Origin of the sequence: Chitinophaga sp. CF418, from assembly GCF_900142925.1 — a bacterium.
In the GTDB taxonomy this organism is placed as follows: Bacteria; Bacteroidota; Bacteroidia; order Chitinophagales; family Chitinophagaceae; genus Chitinophaga.
Map to the genome: position 1 here is coordinate 611,885 of NZ_FRCN01000001.1, position 20,001 is coordinate 631,885.

A 20,001-nucleotide genomic window follows, 5' to 3' on the forward strand; every position below is an offset into this window, starting at 1 on the left:
CGTGGATAACTGCGTACAAAATCAATTGACTATGAACCGCTGGTTACCCATACTACTAAGCCTTGCCGGTGCATTGCTGTTATGGGCCGCATGGCCAACCTCTCCCCTTACCTTCCTGATATTCATTGCCTTTATCCCCCTGTTGCGGATAACAGATCTTGTAGCACACCGGGGCAGGTATTTTGGCTGTATCTTCCTGACATTATTCCTCTGGAATGTGGCCACTACCTGGTGGGTAGGCAATACTACCGTACCGCTTAGCGGTGTGGCGGCTAACCTGATCAATACGCTGCTGATGAGTATCCCCCTGCTGGGATATCACCGCACGCGGGTAAGGGTAGGACAAACAGCCGGTTATTTTGCCCTGATAGTATATTGGTTGACGTTCGAATATATCCATCTCAACTGGGAATTCAGCTGGCCCTGGCTCAGCCTCGGTAATGCCTTTGCCATGCACCCGGGATGGATACAGTGGTATGAATATACCGGCGTAAGCGGTGGTACCCTCTGGATACTGCTTTGTAATATCCTTATCTATCATACCTGGCTGCAGCGGAAACAATACCCCGTGCCACTGGGTACCTTTCTGTGGAAAACAGGCTGGCAACCTGCGGCCGCTATTGTGATCCCATTCTTACTCAGTTCGCTGGTGCAATATAGTTTCGAGGCGCCTAAAGGCCCTGCTGCCAGAGTGGTGATCGTTCAGCCAAATATTGACCCTTACGACAAATTTGCCGAGGAGAACGAAGGGCTCCAGCTGGATAAACTGCTGGCTTTATCCGCTCAGAAAACCGATAATACCACCGCATATATTATATGGCCGGAAACTGCGTTATTTACACATGGCGTGTGGGAAAATAAACTGGCCTATGAAGACGAGACAGAGCGGATCAGGCAGTTCCTGAGACGTTACCCCCAGGCAACACTGGTGAGTGGCGCCACTACCCTGAAACGCTATGAGATAGATGAAGCGCCTAAAATGGCCCGCAGTACGGAAGACGGTACGCTCAGGTTTGACGCGTTCAATTCAGCTATCCAGCTGGACACTTCCTACGCCGCACAGATATATCATAAATCCAGGCTGGTACCCGGCGTGGAGATAATACCCTATGTGCGTTATCTCTCCTTTATGAAGGAACTGGCGCTGGATCTGGGCGGTATTACAGGAGGATATGGTCAGACACCAGGAGTTGAACTGCTGGAAAACAACCGTACACATATTAAAGTATTGCCCACTATCTGTTACGAATCTGTTTATGGCGAGTTTGTGGCAGAGAATGTAAGAAGAGGCGCCAACCTACTGTTTGTCATTACCAACGATGGCTGGTGGGGCAATACCGAAGGTCATCGCCAGCATGCACAATATGCCCGCCTGAGGGCCATAGAAACCCGGCGCTGGGTAGCCCGCAGCGCCAACACAGGCATCTCCTGTATCATTGACCCCATGGGTACGATGCAGCAACCATTACCATACTGGAAAGAAGGAGTTATAGTAGGCAATGTAACACCAGGCGATACATTTACGTTCTACGTCAGGTTTGGGGATCTTATATCCAAAGCGGCCGTCGCTTTCTGTATAGTAATGATATTGTATAGTTTCTATCTAAAGTTCAGATTTTCAGTGCCTAATTCCTGATCCAAAATTATTTCACGTGTCCACTAAACCTTCTACCCAAAATAGCGATCTAAAGAATAAACCAGCAGTGCTGCTGATACATGGTTTTTCTGAGAACAACCAGATATGGCAGCAACAACTGGCAGCCTTAAGCGAACAATTCTATGTAATAGCGCCTGACCTTCCCGGTACAGGCAATACGCCGGCAACAGGCACTCTGAGCATGGAAAGTATGGCTGAATATGTAAAGGATCTTTTAAAAGCGGAAGGCATTTCCAAAGCAGTAGTGATAGGTCATTCCATGGGCGGCTACGTAGCCCTGGCGCTGGCAGAAAAATATCCCTCCCTCCTGCAGGGACTGGGATTATTCCATTCTACCGCCGCACCGGACAACGAAGAAAAGAAAGAAGCCCGGCGGAAATCTATCAATATGATTGAGAAATATGGCAACGAGGCCTTTGTGAAACAGACAATGCCTAATATGTTCGGCCCCGCCCATAAAAAGCAACATCCTGAACAAATAGAGTCGTATATTCAGATGTGTTTGCAATGCCCGCAGTCATCCCAGGTAGCTTACTATGAAGCAATGATGCAACGCCCTGACCGGACAACAGTGCTATCATCTATCTCCGTACCTGTCCTGTTTGTAATAGGCAAAGATGATAACGCCGTCCCCATGCAGAATGTGCTGCCACAGGTATCCCTGCCGCGCATCAGCAGCATATACATATTTGAAGACACCGGACATATGGGCATGTGGGAGGTTCCGGAAGCCAGCGAACAGCTATTGAAACAGTTTATTCTTTTTTGCCAACAATATTGAACGTGAAAAGAACCCTTTTACTGCTTATCATTCTTTCCTTTGGATACGCGACGCACGCCTCCCACATCATCGGGGGAGAAATGTCGTATAAATACATCAGCCGCAATGGAGACAACCTGACCTATCAGGTAACATTGAAGTTGTTCCGCATCTGTGGCAGCGGACAGAATATAGCAGAATTACCGGAGTCTGTTTACTTCGCTATTTTCAGCAAAGCAACGAATGCATCGTACAGTACCATACTTGTACCACGTGCCAGTAAAGAACAAAGGGAACTGGGACAGGTGGATCCCTGTATCCTCAATCCACCCAGCATCTGTTTCCAGATAGGTATATATGTACAAACTATCACCGTTCCTGTCAGTTCAATGGGATATACCGTCTCCTTCCAGAGTTGCTGCCGGGATAATACCATCGAAAATCTCATCGACACGAGAGATCCGAACAACGAACAAAACAGGCCAGGAAACGGCGCTACCTATTTCACAGAACTACCAGGTGAAAACGGTCAACTGACTAACTCAAGCCCCACTTTTACGAAAGATGAGGCAGTACTGGTATGTGCCAATAAAAAATTCACTTACGACTTTTCTGCAACCGATATCGACGGAGACCAGATCGTATATTCCTTCTGTGATGCTTATGGTGGCGGACAGACCACCGGACAGTCAGGCATACCGCCTGCCGCCGTTGCTCCTCCTTACGGAACAGTTCCATATAAAAGTCCTTACTCCGGCAGCAGTCCGCTGGGAGCCGGAGCTACCATAGATCCGCAAACGGGCATCATTTCCGGTATTGCACCCGATCCGGGAAAATATGTGCTGACCGTCTGCGCCTACGAATACCGGAACGGCCAGCTACTGGGCATCCATCGAAAGGATTTCCATGTGAATGTGACCACCTGCGTAAAGGCTGTCGTCGCCTCTATGCCGGAAAAGTATAATGACTGCTCCGGTTACACCATCACCTTCCTCAATTACAGTACAGAAGGCAAACCCTATGAATGGGATTTCGGAGATGGTGATACACTGCTTACAAACAGTACCGACCCCATACAACATACTTACGCCCAGGATGGCATTTATACCGTTAAATTGTGGGTGGACAGAAACAGTAACTGCGGCGACATGGCGACAGCAACCGCCTATGTGTATCCTTTATTGCGGCCAAACGTGAACCTCAGTGGACTTTGTAGTAATACGACCACCACTTTCACCAACAATTCCACCACCTCCAGCACTACCGACAATATCAATTATTACCGTTGGGACTTTGGCGTAACGACTTCCGAGGCCGATACCTCACTCCAGAAAAGCCCGCGTTTCCAATACCCGGGACCAGGCAATTACCAGGTGGTACTACAGTTGAAAACAGAACGGGGATGTGAACGTTTTGATACCTCAGACCTTATTATATATGACAAACCACCACTGGCCACTACGCCAGATACACTACTATGTTACCTAAACTCCATTCAGCTGCACGCAGAAAGCGTTGTGGACGGGAATGTGGTGAATGGAACATATACATGGGCTCCTTCATATAATATCAATAACGCCAATACTGCCGATCCGACAATATTTCCAAGGCTGGATACCGCCTATACCGTCACCTTCACAGACGGAACAGGTTGTATCAACAGCAAGCGGGTTGCCATTGACGTGAGAGACAAACTGGTAGTAACAACGATGCCTGACAGTGTTGTATGTACAGGTGATGAGGTGAACCTCCAGGCATTCCCTGATGGCAATTATCCGCTTACCTGGTACGATTCTACCAATACGGTGATAGGTACTGGTCCTGTCGTGACCATCGTACCTCCCGGCCCTTCAGCAACCTACAGGGTGCGGGGAGACCTTGGTAACTGCTTCGGTGAGGATAAGGTAGCATTGGAAGTAGTAGATCCGCCAGTGGCTTATGCTGGTGAAGATACCACCATCTGTTATGGCGAGCAGTTAACACTGAGAGCATCGGGAGGCACCTACTATCAATGGACGCCAACAGCAACACTCACTTCTCCGCAAAGCGCCACTACTATCGCCAGACCAACAGACTCCACTACATATATCGTTACCGTGAGAGATATACTGGGTTGCCCGAAACCTATCTCCGACACCGTACTGGTCAATGTAGTACCTCCGGTGCCCGCTTTTGCCGGCAACGATACCATCGCCATGCTGAACCAGCCTTTCCAGCTGAATGCTTCCGGTGGCTCCACTTATAAATGGACACCCGTAGATGGATTGAATAATCCGAATGTCAGCAATCCGGTCACTACCGTCAACCACGATATTACCTATACCGTCACTGTCTATACGGAAGAAGGGTGTTCCGGCACAGACGATATCAAGGTCCGTTTTATAGTAGGCCCCGACATCTATGTACCGACAGGCTTCTCTCCTAACGGCGACGGGCAAAACGACATTTTCCGTCCACTACCCGTAGGCATCGTACAGATGGACTTCTTCCGCGTGTATGACCGCTGGGGAAAGCTGATGTACAGCACCACAGAGTATTTGCAGGGATGGAACGGTTACTTCAACGGATCGCCGGCAGCAGTAGGCACCTACGTTTGGGTAGTGCAAGGCAAAAATGTAAACAACGAAACAGTAATAAGAAAAGGAACAGTTACTCTCGTCAGATAGAAAATACTTCATTTAATTACATACTATCAACTGTAATGAACTACTGTACAGGTACTTCCAAAGCCGCATGTACACTGGAAAAAATGATTTTATTAACGGTGGATTTTTTTGTAAATTCCTATACGAAAGTCATTTTTACGTTATGCGCCCCTTTTGATGTACAGGTTCCTTATTCTGGCTATTTGCTGCACCTTTGTCCACGTTAGAGCAGATGCTTACCATATAATTGGCGGCGAAATTTACTATGCTTACCTGGGGGTTGCCGGAGATGGTATTTACAGATATGAGATCGTCCTCAAGTTATACCGGGATGCCGACTTCACCTGTGGCCCCATTCAGGGATGTCTCGATCATTTTGAGAATCCCGTTCCCGTCAACATCTATAATGCCAACGGCATTCGTGTTACGAGTGCCCGGCAGCTTTATATCAGCGAAACAAAAGCACTGCGCGATACGCTTAAGAATCCCTGCCTGGCCCCCCGCACACAAAACCTGGAGGTAGCCTATTACCGGGATACGGTGGAACTGCCGGCCAGCTACGGCGGATATTATGTTACCTATCAGCGTTGCTGCCGTGGGGAAAAGCTGGTCAACATTTACGATTCAGAGCATGAAGGGTCTACCTTTTATACTGTCATCTCCGGACTGGAAAAGCGGCCTACCAACAGCAGTGTGTATTTTAAGCACGACGGTGCAATTGTCATCTGTAACAATCTGCCTTTTACCTTTGACTATTCCGCCTACGACCCTGACGGGGACAGCCTTACCTACACCCTGTGCAATGCGCTTACAGGCGGCTCTACACGCAGCGAAGGCGTAGCTGCCAATCCACCGCCCTACAATTCCATCGTCAATTACGTCACACCGTATTCGGGCCTCAATCCCATGGGTGGCTCGCCTCAGATCTCCATAGATAATCATGGTATACTCAGAGGTACACCTAACCGTGAAGGCAAGTTCGTCATCTCCGTTTGTGTAAATGAATATGACCGGCGCACCAAAGTGTTGCTGGGCTCACACCAGAAAGACCTGCTGCTGACGGTTTTCAATTGTAAGACCGATATCCAGGCGGGCTTCCCTTCAGTACTGATGAACTGTATAGCCAGTCCTGAACTAAGCGTGACCATTCCCAACTATAGCAATGCCGGCTTTACCTCCAGCTATTACTGGGATTTTGGCGACGGTACAGACACTACCACCTTCGACAAGACTGTCTTCGATCACCTATATCCCGATACGGGCATTTACGAGCTGAAACTGGTCGTAAACCGGGGCCTCTCATGTACCGACAGCGTAACCGGCTTTGTACACAATTATCCGGGCTTAAAAGCTGATTTTACCGTGGAAGGTCTCTGCCGTGGAGAACCGATCCGTTTCAACGATATTTCTACCTATACCTATGGCAAAATTACCAGCAGGCGCTGGGATATTGGTATACCTGACGCGGCACAACCTACAAGCGCGGTCAGCACCCACCTCAATTATGTTTACCAGAAGGGAGGCACGTATACGGTCACACTCTCCCTGCTTACTGACCGGTCGTGCAGCGCCACCGTCTCGAAAGATGTTATCGTTTACGAAGTGAATCCTTTTGCCGGCAATGATACCATCCTTGCAAAAGGCCAGTCCCTGCAACTAAATGCCAGTGGCGGGGAATTCTATGCCTGGTCGCCACCCTACGGATTGAACAACATAACCATTCGGAATCCCGTCGCCAGCGGCAACCAGGATATTACCTATCTCCTGAGGGTTTCCAATTCCCAGGGTTGTTTTGGCTATGATTCCATCAACGTGAAGTATTATGCCGGTCCGGAAATATATATCCCCACGGCCTTCAGTCCCAACGGCGATGGACAGAACGACCGCTTCCGGTTCATCCCGGTAGGGATCACGGAATATGAATACTTCCGCATCTACAACCGATGGGGCCAGGAAATTTATTCCTCCACCGACTTCCGCAGCGGATGGGACGGTACCATCAAAGGCATGCCTGCACCAGTAGACACTTATATCTGGATACTGGCCGGAAAAGATTTAACCGGTAAAAGTATTTTAAAGAAAGGCACTGTAACTTTGGTGAAATAAAATCGGATTATGGCAATAGTTTTAATTACCGGAGCTACGTCTGGCTTCGGTGAAGCATGCGCAAAGAAGTTCGCAGCGAATGGTTATGATTTAATTATCACCGGAAGAAGACAGGAAAGACTAACAGCATTACAGGAACAGCTGCAGCAGGAACATAAGATTGCCGTACTCCCCCTTTGTTTTGATGTAAGAGATCAGCAGGCCGTTAATACCGTATTGGGCAATATACCTGACAACTGGAAAGCTGTCAGCATCCTTGTCAATAACGCCGGGCTGGCGCTCGGCATGAGCTCCATTGAAGATGATGATGTATCCAACTGGGACACAATGATCGACACCAACGTGAAAGGGCTGCTCTATGTATCGAAAGTAGTGATTCCCTGGCTCAAGGCCCAGCGTAAAGGACATATCATTAACCTGGGCTCTACTGCCGCCAAACAGGTCTATGCAAAAGGACATGTATACTGTGCTACCAAAGCTGCTGTAGATTCCATCTCACAAGGTATGCGTATCGACCTGCTTCCCTACCGTATTAAAGTAACCGCGGTACATCCCGGCGCAGCAGTTACCGAGTTTTCAGAAGTACGTTTTAAAGGTGATAAGGAAAAGGCTGATAACTTCTATAAAGGCTTCCAGCCCCTGACAGGTGAGGATGTAGCGGATACCATCTACTACTGTGCTACCTTACCTCCTCATGTATGTATCAACGATCTGGTGATGACCTGCGTACAACAGGCCAATGCCTACTACTTCGATAAAGAATAAAAAACACTCATATAACACTTAGATGTTATTCCAAATACGACGTTTTGTATTTATATTTGAAACAATTAACGTATATGAGGGGCTATGTGTGGTGTAAGTAACTGAGGGGTGTAGCTTTATACCTCCACGCGGAGGTGAGACCTAACTAACTATTTAACGTTTTGATGATGCCGACTATCTATCCTAAAAAACCATATCCCTATGCTTACATTTGCAACACTGTATTTGTTGCGCCTTTACTATCCCAGGTGGAAAGCAGAATGGCGCTTCTACTCCGACAGATCTAAAAGGAATAACTACGGTCGCTGGGCAACTCGCCAGGATTGGGCCGGAGCTTTTAGCTACTGAGAAATGAATCTAATCCCGCCGGTGTAAGCCGGCGGGATTTTTTTTTATTGTCACTATTCATTCAGCAACTTACAACGCACCTGCTGCAACTCCCCTTCCCGCTGTGTATACGCCACCAGCACAGTATGATCGTCCAATCCTTTTATCACAGGATAGCATGCATAAGCAGAATCGGGCGTCAATACGCCTGTATCCAGTACTTTGCCTGCTCCATCCCTCAACTGAAAACCTACGCGGCTGTTAAAGGTATTTTTCACCTTTACCGGTTCATCCCAAACCAGCATGACCTTATCATCCGCCAGCGCCGTGATCTGTGGATGTTTGGCCAACGGTAAGGAGCTCACTTTCTGTTTTCGGGTATAGGTCTGACCGTTATCTGCCGACTGGCAATAATAAACACCTTCTCCTCCTCCCATCGTGAACCAGGTAAAATGCATTCCGTCTTTGTTCTTCACCATAGCCGGCCCGGTGTGCGGACACCCTCTCACCACCCAGTTATCTGCACTGATCCTGTTCATAGTCGAAAAGGAGGCGCCCCTGTCTGTAGACACCATATGCACCATATCACGGATAGAATCATTGATAATATCCCTGAAAGCGATATGGATACCACCCTCTCCATCCGTATAGAGATCCGTTCTGCAACATTGACAAACTGTTTCCGCCAATGACCTTTCCTGTTTAAAACCTTCATGACCGTCAGTAACAGCAAAATAGAGGGAAGAACCTTCTGCATCCACATCTTTCCTGTTATCGAGCCAGATAGCGGCTGCCTGGCCATCGGGCAACAGCGCGATGTCAAAGTACCGCTGATCATAACTGCCGGTATCTGTTACCAGGGCCTGCGCAGGCAACCAGCTTTTCCCTCCGTTCAAAGAACGTGTATAAAATACTCTTCCTGCATATTTGTTGCGCGCATCATTCTGCTCTACACCATAAATAGCAATGATCTCTCCATCTGGTTTGAACACCATTTTAGGCATGTTCTCCGCATGTGGCAATATGCCATTAGCAGTAGGTACCTGTTGCGGCACAGAAAATGTCTTACCCTTATCATCAGATACTGCATAATACAGCGTACCTGTATCTGCGCCCGGAGGTGCTTCCACCCAACTGATCACCGTTTTACCATCCGTAGTAGTAGTCAGGTAAGGACACGACGCATCCTGCGCCGGATGCGACAGCACCTGCATTTTTTCCTTCGGGCTGTTACATGCTACCGTACTCACTGCCAGTAATATCATCCATTGTCTGATCCCCATCGTCATTAGTTTTTACCATTAAATGTATAAGCAACACCTATGTTGAAAGTACGTTTCGGCCCTGGTCTGTAAGTAGTGCTGTAAGCTGTTTTCTCTGCGGTAGTAGCATAGATCACATCCGCAGCATTACGACAGTTCAGCCAGCATTCGAACCTCTTCCAGTTATAGCCTGTACGGAAGTTCAGCAGGTCATAACCACCGTAGTAACGTGTATTCTGTGGATCCATATAGTAACGGCTTACATGTTGCCATTCACCTGCCAGGCGGAATCCATGCAGGAAAGCAGGTTTCCAGGTGATCTCTGTATTGGTGATCACTTTAGGCGCACCACTCATCTGGTTATCATCATAGCTCACACCTTTTTCTACATACTCATTGAAAAAGTGTTCTGCATATTGTCCGCTGCAACGGATCCATAATGAGCGTATCGGTGCATAACGCACATTCCATTCTACCCCCCGGTGTGTGGTACGACCGGTATTACGGTTCTCATAGGAACCATCGTCCAGTTTCACACTGATGATCTCATTTGTGCCCTGCATATTGTATACCCCTATATCCACGTATCCCTTGTCATTCGCAAAGCCAAACCAGCCGCCTGCTTCATAGTTGCGATAAGTAGCAGGCTCCAGTACCGGTACTTTTACACCTCTGTACAGTTCGGAGATATTAGGCGGTGCAAAGCCCACACTGTAATTAGCATACATTCCCCGGTTCTTTCCGAAGTCGTATGTCAGGCCTACTTTTGGTGTCAGCGCATTGAAGTTGTTACGATCGTCAGGAGCGCCGGTGAAAGCAGAAGGTGTGAGGTGATTATCAAAATCATAGTCCATCCTGTCATAACGGATAGCTGCTACCAGCTTTACGCCGCGCAGCAATTCCATGTCAAACTGTGCATAGGCAGCGGTATTCAGCAGACCTACGTTATAGTCTGTCAGCAATGAATCCTTCTTTGTATAACCTGTATAATAACCTGCAGCATCGCGGGTAATATCTATAAACTCTGAGTAATAAGCTGCAGGGCTATAGTCGGCGCTCACACCTGCAATTAAAGATGCATGCTGCCAGGGGAATTGCTTCTTATGTTGTATGATCAATCCATAGCTGTTAAAGCTGTCATCATTGATCTCGCCTGTAGCTTTCAGCGGATTCTGTAAGTTGTTTTTAATGGCGTAAAATGGATTCTGCCCTATGCTGTTATTGCGGAAGAATGCAGTTACCGTGGTCCTGTCTGTTGAGCTCCAGGTATGTTCCAGTGTGCTTCTGTAGCGGAATGCATTTACCTTACGATAAGAAAATGTCTGGAAATTGCGGTAATCCTTTCCGTAGAAATGAGCGCTGTCCAATCCTCCCACCTGGTCGGTGTAGTAATCGGTCAGTGTAGCGGAATTAATCCATTTCGTCCGTTCATTGATCTGGTAATCTGCCCGTAGTGTAAAAGCCAGTTTATGGAAATCGCTGTGGTCCATATAACCATTCCGCTGATCAGCATAATAACCACCGAAGCTAATACCTACTTTATTAAATGTGCTGGAAGCGCTGAAATCGGTACGCTTATATCCTCTGTCGCTGATCTCTGCCTGTATCCTGGCAGTGGGTTGCAATGATGGTGCTGCGGTAATAAAATTGACGGCGCCACCTACCGCTTCACTTCCATATAAAGAAGAAGCAGGTCCTCTTACGACCTCAATATTGCGCAATGCCGCCATATTGATCTCGATCAGTGCATTGTGGTTAAAGTCGCCTATCGTGCGGATCGGAATACCATCTTCCAGATAAAGGAACAGGCTTTTATAACCGATAGGCTGCCTGATGGCCATGGTATGCTGTTCATTGCCCAGGTCTACCATGTACACCCCGCTTACCTTGTTCAGCAACTGTTCAAGTGAAGTTGCTTTGGTTTCTCTCATCTCCTGTGTGGAAATGGTACTGATGGCCACCGGTGCATCTGTACGGGATTGTTTGTCCCTGCTGGTGGTCACTATTATTTCATTCAGGCTGGCGATATCGGGCATCAGCGAAACAATGAAAGGCGCTTGTGTCTTTAGTGCCAGCTTTTGTGATTTATATCCTACAAAAGATACTTTGATGGAATCATCTTCTTTATTACCCTGCAGCACAAAACGTCCTCCTGCATCTGTCTGACAGCCTTTGTCTGCGTGTAACAACTGCACGCTTACACCCGGCAATACTTCTCCTGTCTGCGCGTCAATCACACGGCCCTGCATCTGCGCATGTGACTGTACAAAAAACAATACTCCTGTTATTATCAGTAATAAATATTTCATTGGTTCAATAAGTTCGACTGCCGTAATAGGGCATGCAACTGCATGACAGGTGATAGGATATCACTGCCGTTACAATTGCCATCACGGGCAATAGTGGTCAATAAGTAAATAGAAGGAATGACTGATCAATGAGAAGTCCACAGCGCTATGCCGTGTCATCACTCATATGAATGCATCACAATAAATGCTGTAATTGTATTGTTTGCTGATCTTAGGCCTGGGGTGGGTGAAAGAAAGAGAATAAAGGAGTATGCAGTTCAGGATCCTGATAATAAACGATGAGTTTTGAGGAAGGGGCAATTGGGGTAAAGTCAAACTCCTGCAGCGCATTTACAAAAGACACTTCATACTTTTCCTTGCCAGTAGTGCCATTTTGCTGTTGCTGTTCATCCTGGCGCAGCTTCTTCCTGAGATAACATTTACCATTACAGTGCATGTCAGGTTTGTCCCTGTTTTCGCACAATACACGTGCGATATATGCCTGATCGATCTTATACTTCACCATAATCACTACCTGGCTGAAGTTCTGCAACAGCAGACCCAGGAATACTGATATGACGAAGAAGTATCTCATTTGCTGCAAAAATAGGTCAAGACTTGCCCAATTTCAAATGATTTATATCATGTTCCCGGGAGATATTAGTTCTCATCTGAGTTGCATGTAAGTTGCATATGACCAGCATTATCCTTCGTTAATCCTTCGTTCGGAACGAAAGATTAACGAAGGATAATGCTGGTCATATGCAACTTGTATGCAAGGAATATACAGGTATCATGAAGCGATCATTCGCGCCAATAGACCCCGCACAGGGGGCTTAGTGTTTGTAGCGCGGGGCTCGTGCAAGGGGCATAAAAACAGAGCGGGGCGCCTCTGTTTGAGACACCCCGCTGTGAAAAAATGATATTGAAAATGCTGTTATTGCGCCAGCATAAATCTCAATGTCAACCCGCCCCTGGTATTGGTGATCGGATAAGCAGTGGAGATAACCGGTATGGTTTGCCTGCGGTCGTAGAAGAATCGCAGGTTCAGACGGTTGTTCAACACGTAGTCAATGGACGGCGATATACCAATCACTTTCTGTCCGCTTGTCGGGATCACCAGGTCGGCATCCAGCCTGTTGTTCACCGTCTTGTCGTCACGGAAGCTCATATCCAGCCTGAAGTTCATGTCATTCTGCACTTTCTTGCCGTCTTTGGGCTGACCCAGGAATGCGAATGTCACATTACGCAGACGGTAGCTACCTCCCAGGGTCAGTTCGGTAGAACGGAGTTCTGTCAGCTGATAGTCAATCAGGCTGAGACTGAGTGAACGGTTCTTCTTGAACTCCACACGTAGGTTCAGGCTATTGGTAAAGGTCACATCTATACCCAGTAATGGTGCGAACTGCTCGGTCATTGTGATGTTTGGTATCAGGAAGTATGGAATATAGTTTCCGGATACGGTGTCCACGAATCCCGGATAACCTGCCAGACGCGGATCTTCATACAACAATGCTGAGTTGTATGAGCTCATGCTCAGGTTACCTACGTACGCATGTGTGAGCGACACGTTGGTAAAGATGGACTTGAATGGTTCCAGTTTGGTCAATCCGTTATAAGCTACACGCCAGTTCGGACGTGGTATATAATTGCTGAAAGGATTACTGCGCACACTGGATAAGCCGGCGTTCCTTAGCAGGCCGATCTTCTCAGGGTCCTTGCCGGTATATGCGGCCAGGAATGCCGGAACCAGTACATCCTGTGCATAACGGCCGTAACCATAGCGGTAAGTCGGATCTTTCGGGTTGTTGACAGGCACACCAGGATCGCTGTTATAAGGGTTCAGCGCACCCAGGCGGTTGGAGATCGTCTGACGGTAACGTTCAAAATCCTTAAAGGTTTTGGTAGTACCAGATTCGGCATCAATACCTCCGAACATGGTTTTAATAGCCATGTAAGTGATCTCAAATCCACCGGCATCATAAGGGCTCAGGTGCTGGAAGCCGGAATCAGACAGGTTCTTGAACAACTCTGTATGTGTCTTGGTAAATGACTTGGTCATACTCAGATCAATCCGGAGGTCGTTCGCTGGTTCCAGCTGTGCCTGTATCTGCCAGCGCTGAGTAAATTGCTGCTGGAACTGGATGTTGAAAGTGGTATCAGGTGTGACAAGGCCCTTCTTCGCAAAGTCGTCCAGCCATGCCTTATCAGGTTGTTTACCAAACACGAATGGTACACCCGGCGCCCAGCTGGCCCAGTTCATACCCAGTATTTTGGTACTGTCTATATAACCTGGTAAGCGGGTACCGCCATTTTCAGAATAGTCTACACTGATTCGTTTCAGTGATAACAACGGTTTCATCACCGCTTTCAGGATAGGCGATATTTCCGGTGTATTATCCTTTTTGGATGCCTGTTGCTTATTCTGATTGCCTGCGGTACCAGGTCTGTTGTTATTGTTCGGTTGCGGCTTCTTCTTTTGTTGTGTACCTGTGATGGCTCGCAGGAAAGGCGATCTGCTATACAGATCTGAGAACTTGAATTCCGCTACCACTGTTTTCTGGTTGGAGTTCTCGATAGCATTACCCAGATACTTTGCCAGCAGGGAAGCGCCGGTCCAGCGGTAGTCAGTTGAATACCCCAGGGCGATGCTCGTCCAGCTCAGTAAAGGTATCTTGGTAGTTGGCAGCGTATAAGTGATGTTGGCAGTATGGTAATAATTGGTGGTCCTGCCCAGTTTGAAGAAGTTGTTCCATAAACTGTCTTTCTTCTCTTTGGAATCCAGGCGGCCCCTCGGCTCGTCAATACGGGCATTGTTCACCGCATTGAAGTCTATACTGAGGCTCTTCGACAGATCCCACTTCAGACCATAATACCTGTCGAATGTGAAGTACTTGTTATAAGTCTCCGGCAGTTTATAAGTACCATCTCCCCCAACGTTACGGATACGGGTAGCACCGAACTGGCGGGTAATATCTACCCTGAAACTAATGAGTGATGGTATGTAGTTAAAGTTAAAGTCGCGGATCAGGTCAAGCCACGGTGTTTTCGCCTTGATCAATTTCTTGAACGGCGTAATGAACTTACTCTGACCGGTGAAGGTATATCCCAGGCCGCCACGGTGTTTTGTCAGCTCATCACTTTGAATGATCGGACTATGGCTGGTGGTCTGTGTATAAGAATAACTGATATCAAAGTTCTCAATATCCCAGAGGTGGTTCTTCTTCCTGTTCAGGTTCATGCGGCGCACGTTGGTGAAATTGAGACTCTTGATGGCAGTGAAGTCTTCCGCAGCTTTACGGATAGAATCGCGTTCATAATCACTGCGGGCCATCCTTAACTTATCCTTCAGTTTGATGTCCAGATCGTAAGGATCATATTCCGGTCTGCTTACAGCCCTTGAATAACCGGCGTAAACAGGGATGGAGAGACTGGCTCTCTTCGGCAGCAGTTTACCCAGGTCCAGGTTGGCAGCGGCATCGTATTGGAGGTAGTTATCACGGAAACGCTCATTCACACGCTGGTCAAGGTTACCAAAACCTGTAGTGTGCATGTTACCCGACACGCTGATAGTACCCAGATCCGCCAGTTGCATATCTACACGGCCCATACCGGCATAACCGCCTTTTTCATCCAGACCGGAAAGGCGTAATTCATTGAACCATACCTCACCGCATTTAGGCAAACCATCATCTTTAGGGTTGTTCACACCTAACATGATGCTTCTTACATCACCCAGGTTCGGATTACCCATCACGCTCAAATAGTTGCCTTTTTCATCCTGCTCGGTATAAGGTCTTAAAGGAGAACAGGTATCACACTGGTTACGCTTCTGTTTCAACTGGGTCAGTTTGCTCATCAGCAGGTCCATATCGTTGACTTCCGGCCAGATGTCATAAGCTGTATGAGAACCTCCCCAGCTGGTGACTTTCAGTGGTATCTGGTATTCGTAGTAGTTTTCCACAAAGTCACTACCCATACGGATGATGGCGCGCAGATCACCGTCCTTCAGACCGTTAGGATCCTTGGATGCTTCTGCGTGCAGGTACATCTGGATATGTTTGTACTGACGCAGGTCCATGTTCAGGTTTTTGGATACACCGCGGGTATCTCCGTCGTTCAGGTCGCATACCTGGATAGACATGGCCTGTTCATTCAGCTGCAGCACGGTACTGTTGGTGCTCACGGTATTCTGACGCACAACTCCCGGAGGCAGCGTATACGGGATAGGCTTGCGGGAGGAGTTTTCTTCGATATTTACAGCAGAAGTATTGAAAGCAGTTTTATCATCGTTCGGAACAGGGTCGCCCGGCTGCAGTTTATAATCGTACTGACGCCATTGGTTACGCACCAGCTGCAGTTTAGCGAAACGTACCACCACAGAATCCTTGAATCCTGTCAGGAACATACGCATGAAACGGATGGATTTGAAGTCCGGGATGCTTCCCACCTTTGCGCCGAAACTGCTGATCGGCACCTTGAACTGGTACCAGTTTTCAATTGTCTTCGTTCCATTGGCCAGTGTTACTTCCGCTGGTATCTTATCCACAATATAGTTCGTGCCTACTGCCATGTTAGGACGCAGGCTCACACGGTACTGGAAGTATTCTTCTGTTTCGTTCAGCGTGTTATCCCTGTTCAGGTCTTCCGATTCAGGAATATTGGTAGCTGCGGTGGAGTAGGTGGTATTTTGTGAAACCGGGGAGTTACCTTCCGAATTGCTGTATCGCTTGTAGCGTTGCAGGATTGAAGTGTTGGTATAATCCCTGTAGTGCCTGTAGTCATCGTTGGATGGATCTCCCGATGCTTCCTTATAAATATTGGAATTCGACCCGAAGTTTCTCGCCAGTTCGTCGAGATATGACCTATGGAAGGTCCGTTCATCGCCACTCTGTAAACCATCGTAACCCACATCCTGGTAACGGCGGATATCCGGGTCATTGTCAAACGCCTGGGTAATCTGCTGCTGGAATTTCGGAATGCGGCCCCAGATGGAAGAATCTGTTTTATTCAGGTCTGTAGTCGGGTTAGGCAGTCCATTCTCGAAGAACTTACGGGAATCTTTCAGGATATCTTCTGACACGTTACCGAGGTTAAAGTACAATTGGCCACCGGTGCTGTTCGGATCCTTAATAAAAGGATCCTGGATCCAGAATTCGATAAACTCGACATTCTGTGTCTGAAAGTCACTGTTATCGATAGCGCGCATGATACCACCCCATGCCTTTTCAGGGTGTTTCAGGTGACCCTCAGCATCAACACTATCCCTGTTGGTAATAAAGTTATACGGACCTCTGTCAGTCGGGTAGTAGGCCAGGTCAAGTGTACTTAACTGGCTCTGACCGAAGTCAGTGGAACGGTTGGCAAATACCTCTTTCTGATATACCAGGCGCACACGCGGGTCGGATTGATCATCAGTGCTGATACCATCGGGCAATGCCGGCGATTTAGGGATCTGCAGGGTAGGTTCAATGATATACCATGCCAGTCTTGCCCTGTCATGGCCATAGGCAAGATCATTTGATTTGTCTGCATTCGGGAACAGCGCATGACCGGCGCTGTCAACTGCATCCTTTGGTGTAGACGCCAGTGCCCAGGCAGTAGCCGGGAACTTCAGGTCATAACCACTCTGGGAACCTTCGAAATCATCGATAAAGACCTGGCCCTGGCCGGTACCTGCGGCATTTACCAGTTTACTGTGACCAGGGAATAACTTGGCCACCTCACCGGTGAACATGATATTGGAGGGCGTATTGCTCTGGTAATTAGGCAGTTTGTTCAGGAAACGGGTCAATCCTTTCCACTGGGAATTATAGTTTACGTCAAAGCCTACCACGGTGTTCTTGATAGGATCTTCGCCGTAGTTCACTTTCTGATAATAAGGGCGTTCACTCATCCTGGCGATGGTAGATCCCAGGGTCAGATTATCGTTCACCACATAGTCAAAGCGGGTACCGAAGTAGTTCCTTACCTGGGTGCCAAAGGCCGCATTGTTCTCAAACTGCACATTGATAGCCACACCCGAGTTCAGGATACCTGCGTTGATGATCTTGATACGACCCAGGTTATAGTCAATGATAAAGTCGACATTCTCACGCAGTTGTTGTCCGCCGGCAGTTACCGTTACGGAGCCTGGGGGAATATTGTAACCACCCAGCTGGATCTCGGATGAGTTGGCGGACTTATAGGACCCTTTCAGGACATAGCGGTTCAGTTGCGGGAACTGCTGCGCCACGACTTTAATGGAGTCATATAGCACCTTGTACAGGTACTGTCGTTCCAGGGCGGCATTACCGCCGAAGGCTTTTCTGATACCCTGGGAGAATGGTTCCAGTTGCGGGAACATGATACGCCCCGTCTGGGAATTGATAGTATACCCTTCCACGTAGTCGAACATACCATCCGGCTGCGGGTCATTCTGGTTGTTCAGCCTGTCCAGGTTCAGAATGGTGATGAGCGGAGCTCCCTCCCATATACCCTGGGCATCCGGCAGGTAACGCTTATCGCTTGGTGCACGGGACTCTGTACCTGGGTCTTTATAGTAAACATCCAGTTTAAAGTCAGCCCTGTTGATCTGGTAAGCGCCTGTGGAATAGATGTTCTTCATCATCAGGTCCCAGACTGGCAGGTTTGGACGTGCGGATGTAGCTTTCAGTAATTTCAGGAACAGGATACGCTGGTTGGCGCTGTTATTCTGGTCAGGCGGAATATCCTGGGAGAATTCACCCACAGTGTATACACGGCCGTTATAAGTATACTGGTATGCAACGGCCAAAACTTCATCCGCCTGCAATTGTTGATTGAGCGAGATGAAGCCTAACTGCCTGTTGAGGGTATATTCCGAAGAGTCCAGTTTCCGGGCGAAGGTTTTTTCGTATTGCTCGACGGGTTTAATTCCCAGGCTTTGCAATCGGCTGACAACCGTACCTGTGTAACGGCTGGCCGGGTCAGAAATCACCGTAGAGTAGATCGTATTTGCCCTATTGTCGGTAAGTTTGGAACTCCACCCTCCTGGCGGCAGAAAATCCTTGTTAAAAGGATTGTACTCACCAAGGTCCATCAGACCAACGATATCTCTTGCATTGGTGGTAGCTCCTGTTTTATTGGTTACCCATACCTCTATCCTGTTCACATATGCCAGTGACTGGATAATGGGCAGGTTGGCCACAGCTGTATTGAATGTATCGCGGAAGAACTGACCAAGCAGGAAGTGGCGGTTGTCTTCATATTCATCCGCCTTCAGGGTGAAGTCCTGTACCTGGGTACCACCTTTGATCAGCAGGTTCTGTTTCTGTGATTTCTGGTTTGATAGTACGGAGGTAACCGTGAGTCGGCCAAACTGCAGCTGGGTTTTGATACCAAACAGGGATTGTACCCCGGATATCAGCGAACTGCGCAGCGGGAAGCTTACGTTACCGGCCTCGATCTTTTTGATGATCTCGTCGTCATAGCCGGTATATTCCAGTTTGATCTGGTTTTCAAAGTCAAAAGTAGACTGGGTATTGAAGTTAGTGATCAGTTTCAGCTTGTCCCCAATCTTGCCGGTCAGGTTCATATTGATATTCATATCAAAAGCGAAACCTCCCGTTTTACGGGCCTGTTCTGTGAGCACAGGGTTTTTGATATTCTGGCCTTCGTAGCCGAAGGTGAGTTCGAGGCTACCCTGCGGCTTGATATCCACTTTATTACCACCAAAAATTCTATCAAACAGCTTGCTGCCTTTATACAATTCGGGTCCGTCCCCTTTCTGGTTCAGAGATCCGAGGGTACTGGCCCTTTTTTTCCAGTAGTCCTCCTCGCTCTTAGCAGACTGGAGTTTATAATATTCATCGAAGCTGAGATAGGTTGGATTGCGGTAGTAGTGGTCGCCAATCTTTTCTGTTACTGTATATTGCCTGGTGACGGGATCATAATCAACAGTACGGGATAAACCTGCAGGATCTTTTAAATCTATCTGATTCTTGACAGGATCTGTAATACTGGTACCGTAACGGTCTTTTATAGGAAACTTCAGCGTATCCTTTTTAACGGTATCTAGCGCCGCTGGTGTGATGATGTTTGGTTGCCAGTATTTCTTAGTATAGTTGTTAGAATAACCCGAACGATTCCTTGCCGCAGTATCAAAAATAAATAACGAAACAACTCCTATTACTGCAATAGCACCATAATATGTCTTTCTTGACAAGAGAAA

9 protein-coding genes are annotated in these 20,001 nt (G+C 47.8%); 5 read left to right on the plus strand and 4 right to left on the minus strand.

Going from position 1 to position 20,001, the window contains the following annotated elements; genetic code table 11:
• The first annotated feature begins 31 nt into the window (after positions 1–31).
• From lnt to F3I09_RS02550, 5 genes are all read left to right on the plus strand, one after another.
• Positions 32–1,636 (plus strand): apolipoprotein N-acyltransferase, encoded by a 1,605-nt coding sequence (gene lnt / locus F3I09_RS02530; protein WP_149693461.1) that lies wholly within the window; start codon positions 32–34, stop codon positions 1,634–1,636.
• A gap of 16 nt (positions 1,637–1,652) precedes the next feature.
• A complete protein-coding gene (locus tag F3I09_RS02535) occupies positions 1,653–2,438 on the plus strand; it encodes an alpha/beta fold hydrolase (RefSeq protein ID WP_188133656.1) in 786 nt (261 codons plus the stop codon).
• Between the two features lie 2 nt (positions 2,439–2,440).
• On the plus strand, positions 2,441–5,083 hold the full coding sequence (locus F3I09_RS02540) for a PKD domain-containing protein (RefSeq protein ID WP_149693463.1): 2,643 nt from the start codon (positions 2,441–2,443) through the stop codon (positions 5,081–5,083).
• Between the two features lie 156 nt (positions 5,084–5,239).
• Positions 5,240–7,168, plus strand: coding sequence for a PKD domain-containing protein (locus tag F3I09_RS02545; protein WP_149693464.1), 1,929 nt, complete (start codon positions 5,240–5,242; stop codon positions 7,166–7,168).
• A gap of 9 nt (positions 7,169–7,177) precedes the next feature.
• Positions 7,178–7,933, plus strand: a complete 756-nt coding sequence (locus F3I09_RS02550) for an SDR family NAD(P)-dependent oxidoreductase (RefSeq protein ID WP_149693465.1) — start codon at positions 7,178–7,180, stop codon at positions 7,931–7,933.
• A 401-nt stretch (positions 7,934–8,334) separates the two neighbouring features.
• On the opposite strand, the gene F3I09_RS02555 is transcribed toward F3I09_RS02550, so the two are convergent.
• The 4 genes from F3I09_RS02555 to sprA all read right to left on the minus strand — a co-directional run bounded on the left by F3I09_RS02555 (position 8,335) and on the right by sprA (position 19,995).
• Positions 8,335–9,543 carry a sialidase family protein gene (locus tag F3I09_RS02555; protein ID WP_149693466.1) on the minus strand — a complete coding sequence of 403 codons (1,209 nt, stop codon included), beginning with the start codon at positions 9,541–9,543 and terminating at the stop codon, positions 8,335–8,337.
• Positions 9,544–9,548: 5 nt separating this feature from the next.
• A complete protein-coding gene (locus F3I09_RS02560; protein ID WP_149693467.1) occupies positions 9,549–11,831 on the minus strand; it encodes a TonB-dependent receptor in 2,283 nt (760 codons plus the stop codon).
• A gap of 211 nt (positions 11,832–12,042) precedes the next feature.
• Entirely contained in the window at positions 12,043–12,405 is a 363-nt protein-coding gene (locus F3I09_RS02565) for a hypothetical protein (RefSeq protein WP_106601448.1), read from the minus strand.
• 342 nt (positions 12,406–12,747) lie between these two features.
• On the minus strand, positions 12,748–19,995 hold the full coding sequence (gene sprA / locus F3I09_RS02570; protein WP_149693468.1) for a cell surface protein SprA: 7,248 nt from the start codon (positions 19,993–19,995) through the stop codon (positions 12,748–12,750).
• Positions 19,996–20,001: the final 6 nt, after the last annotated feature.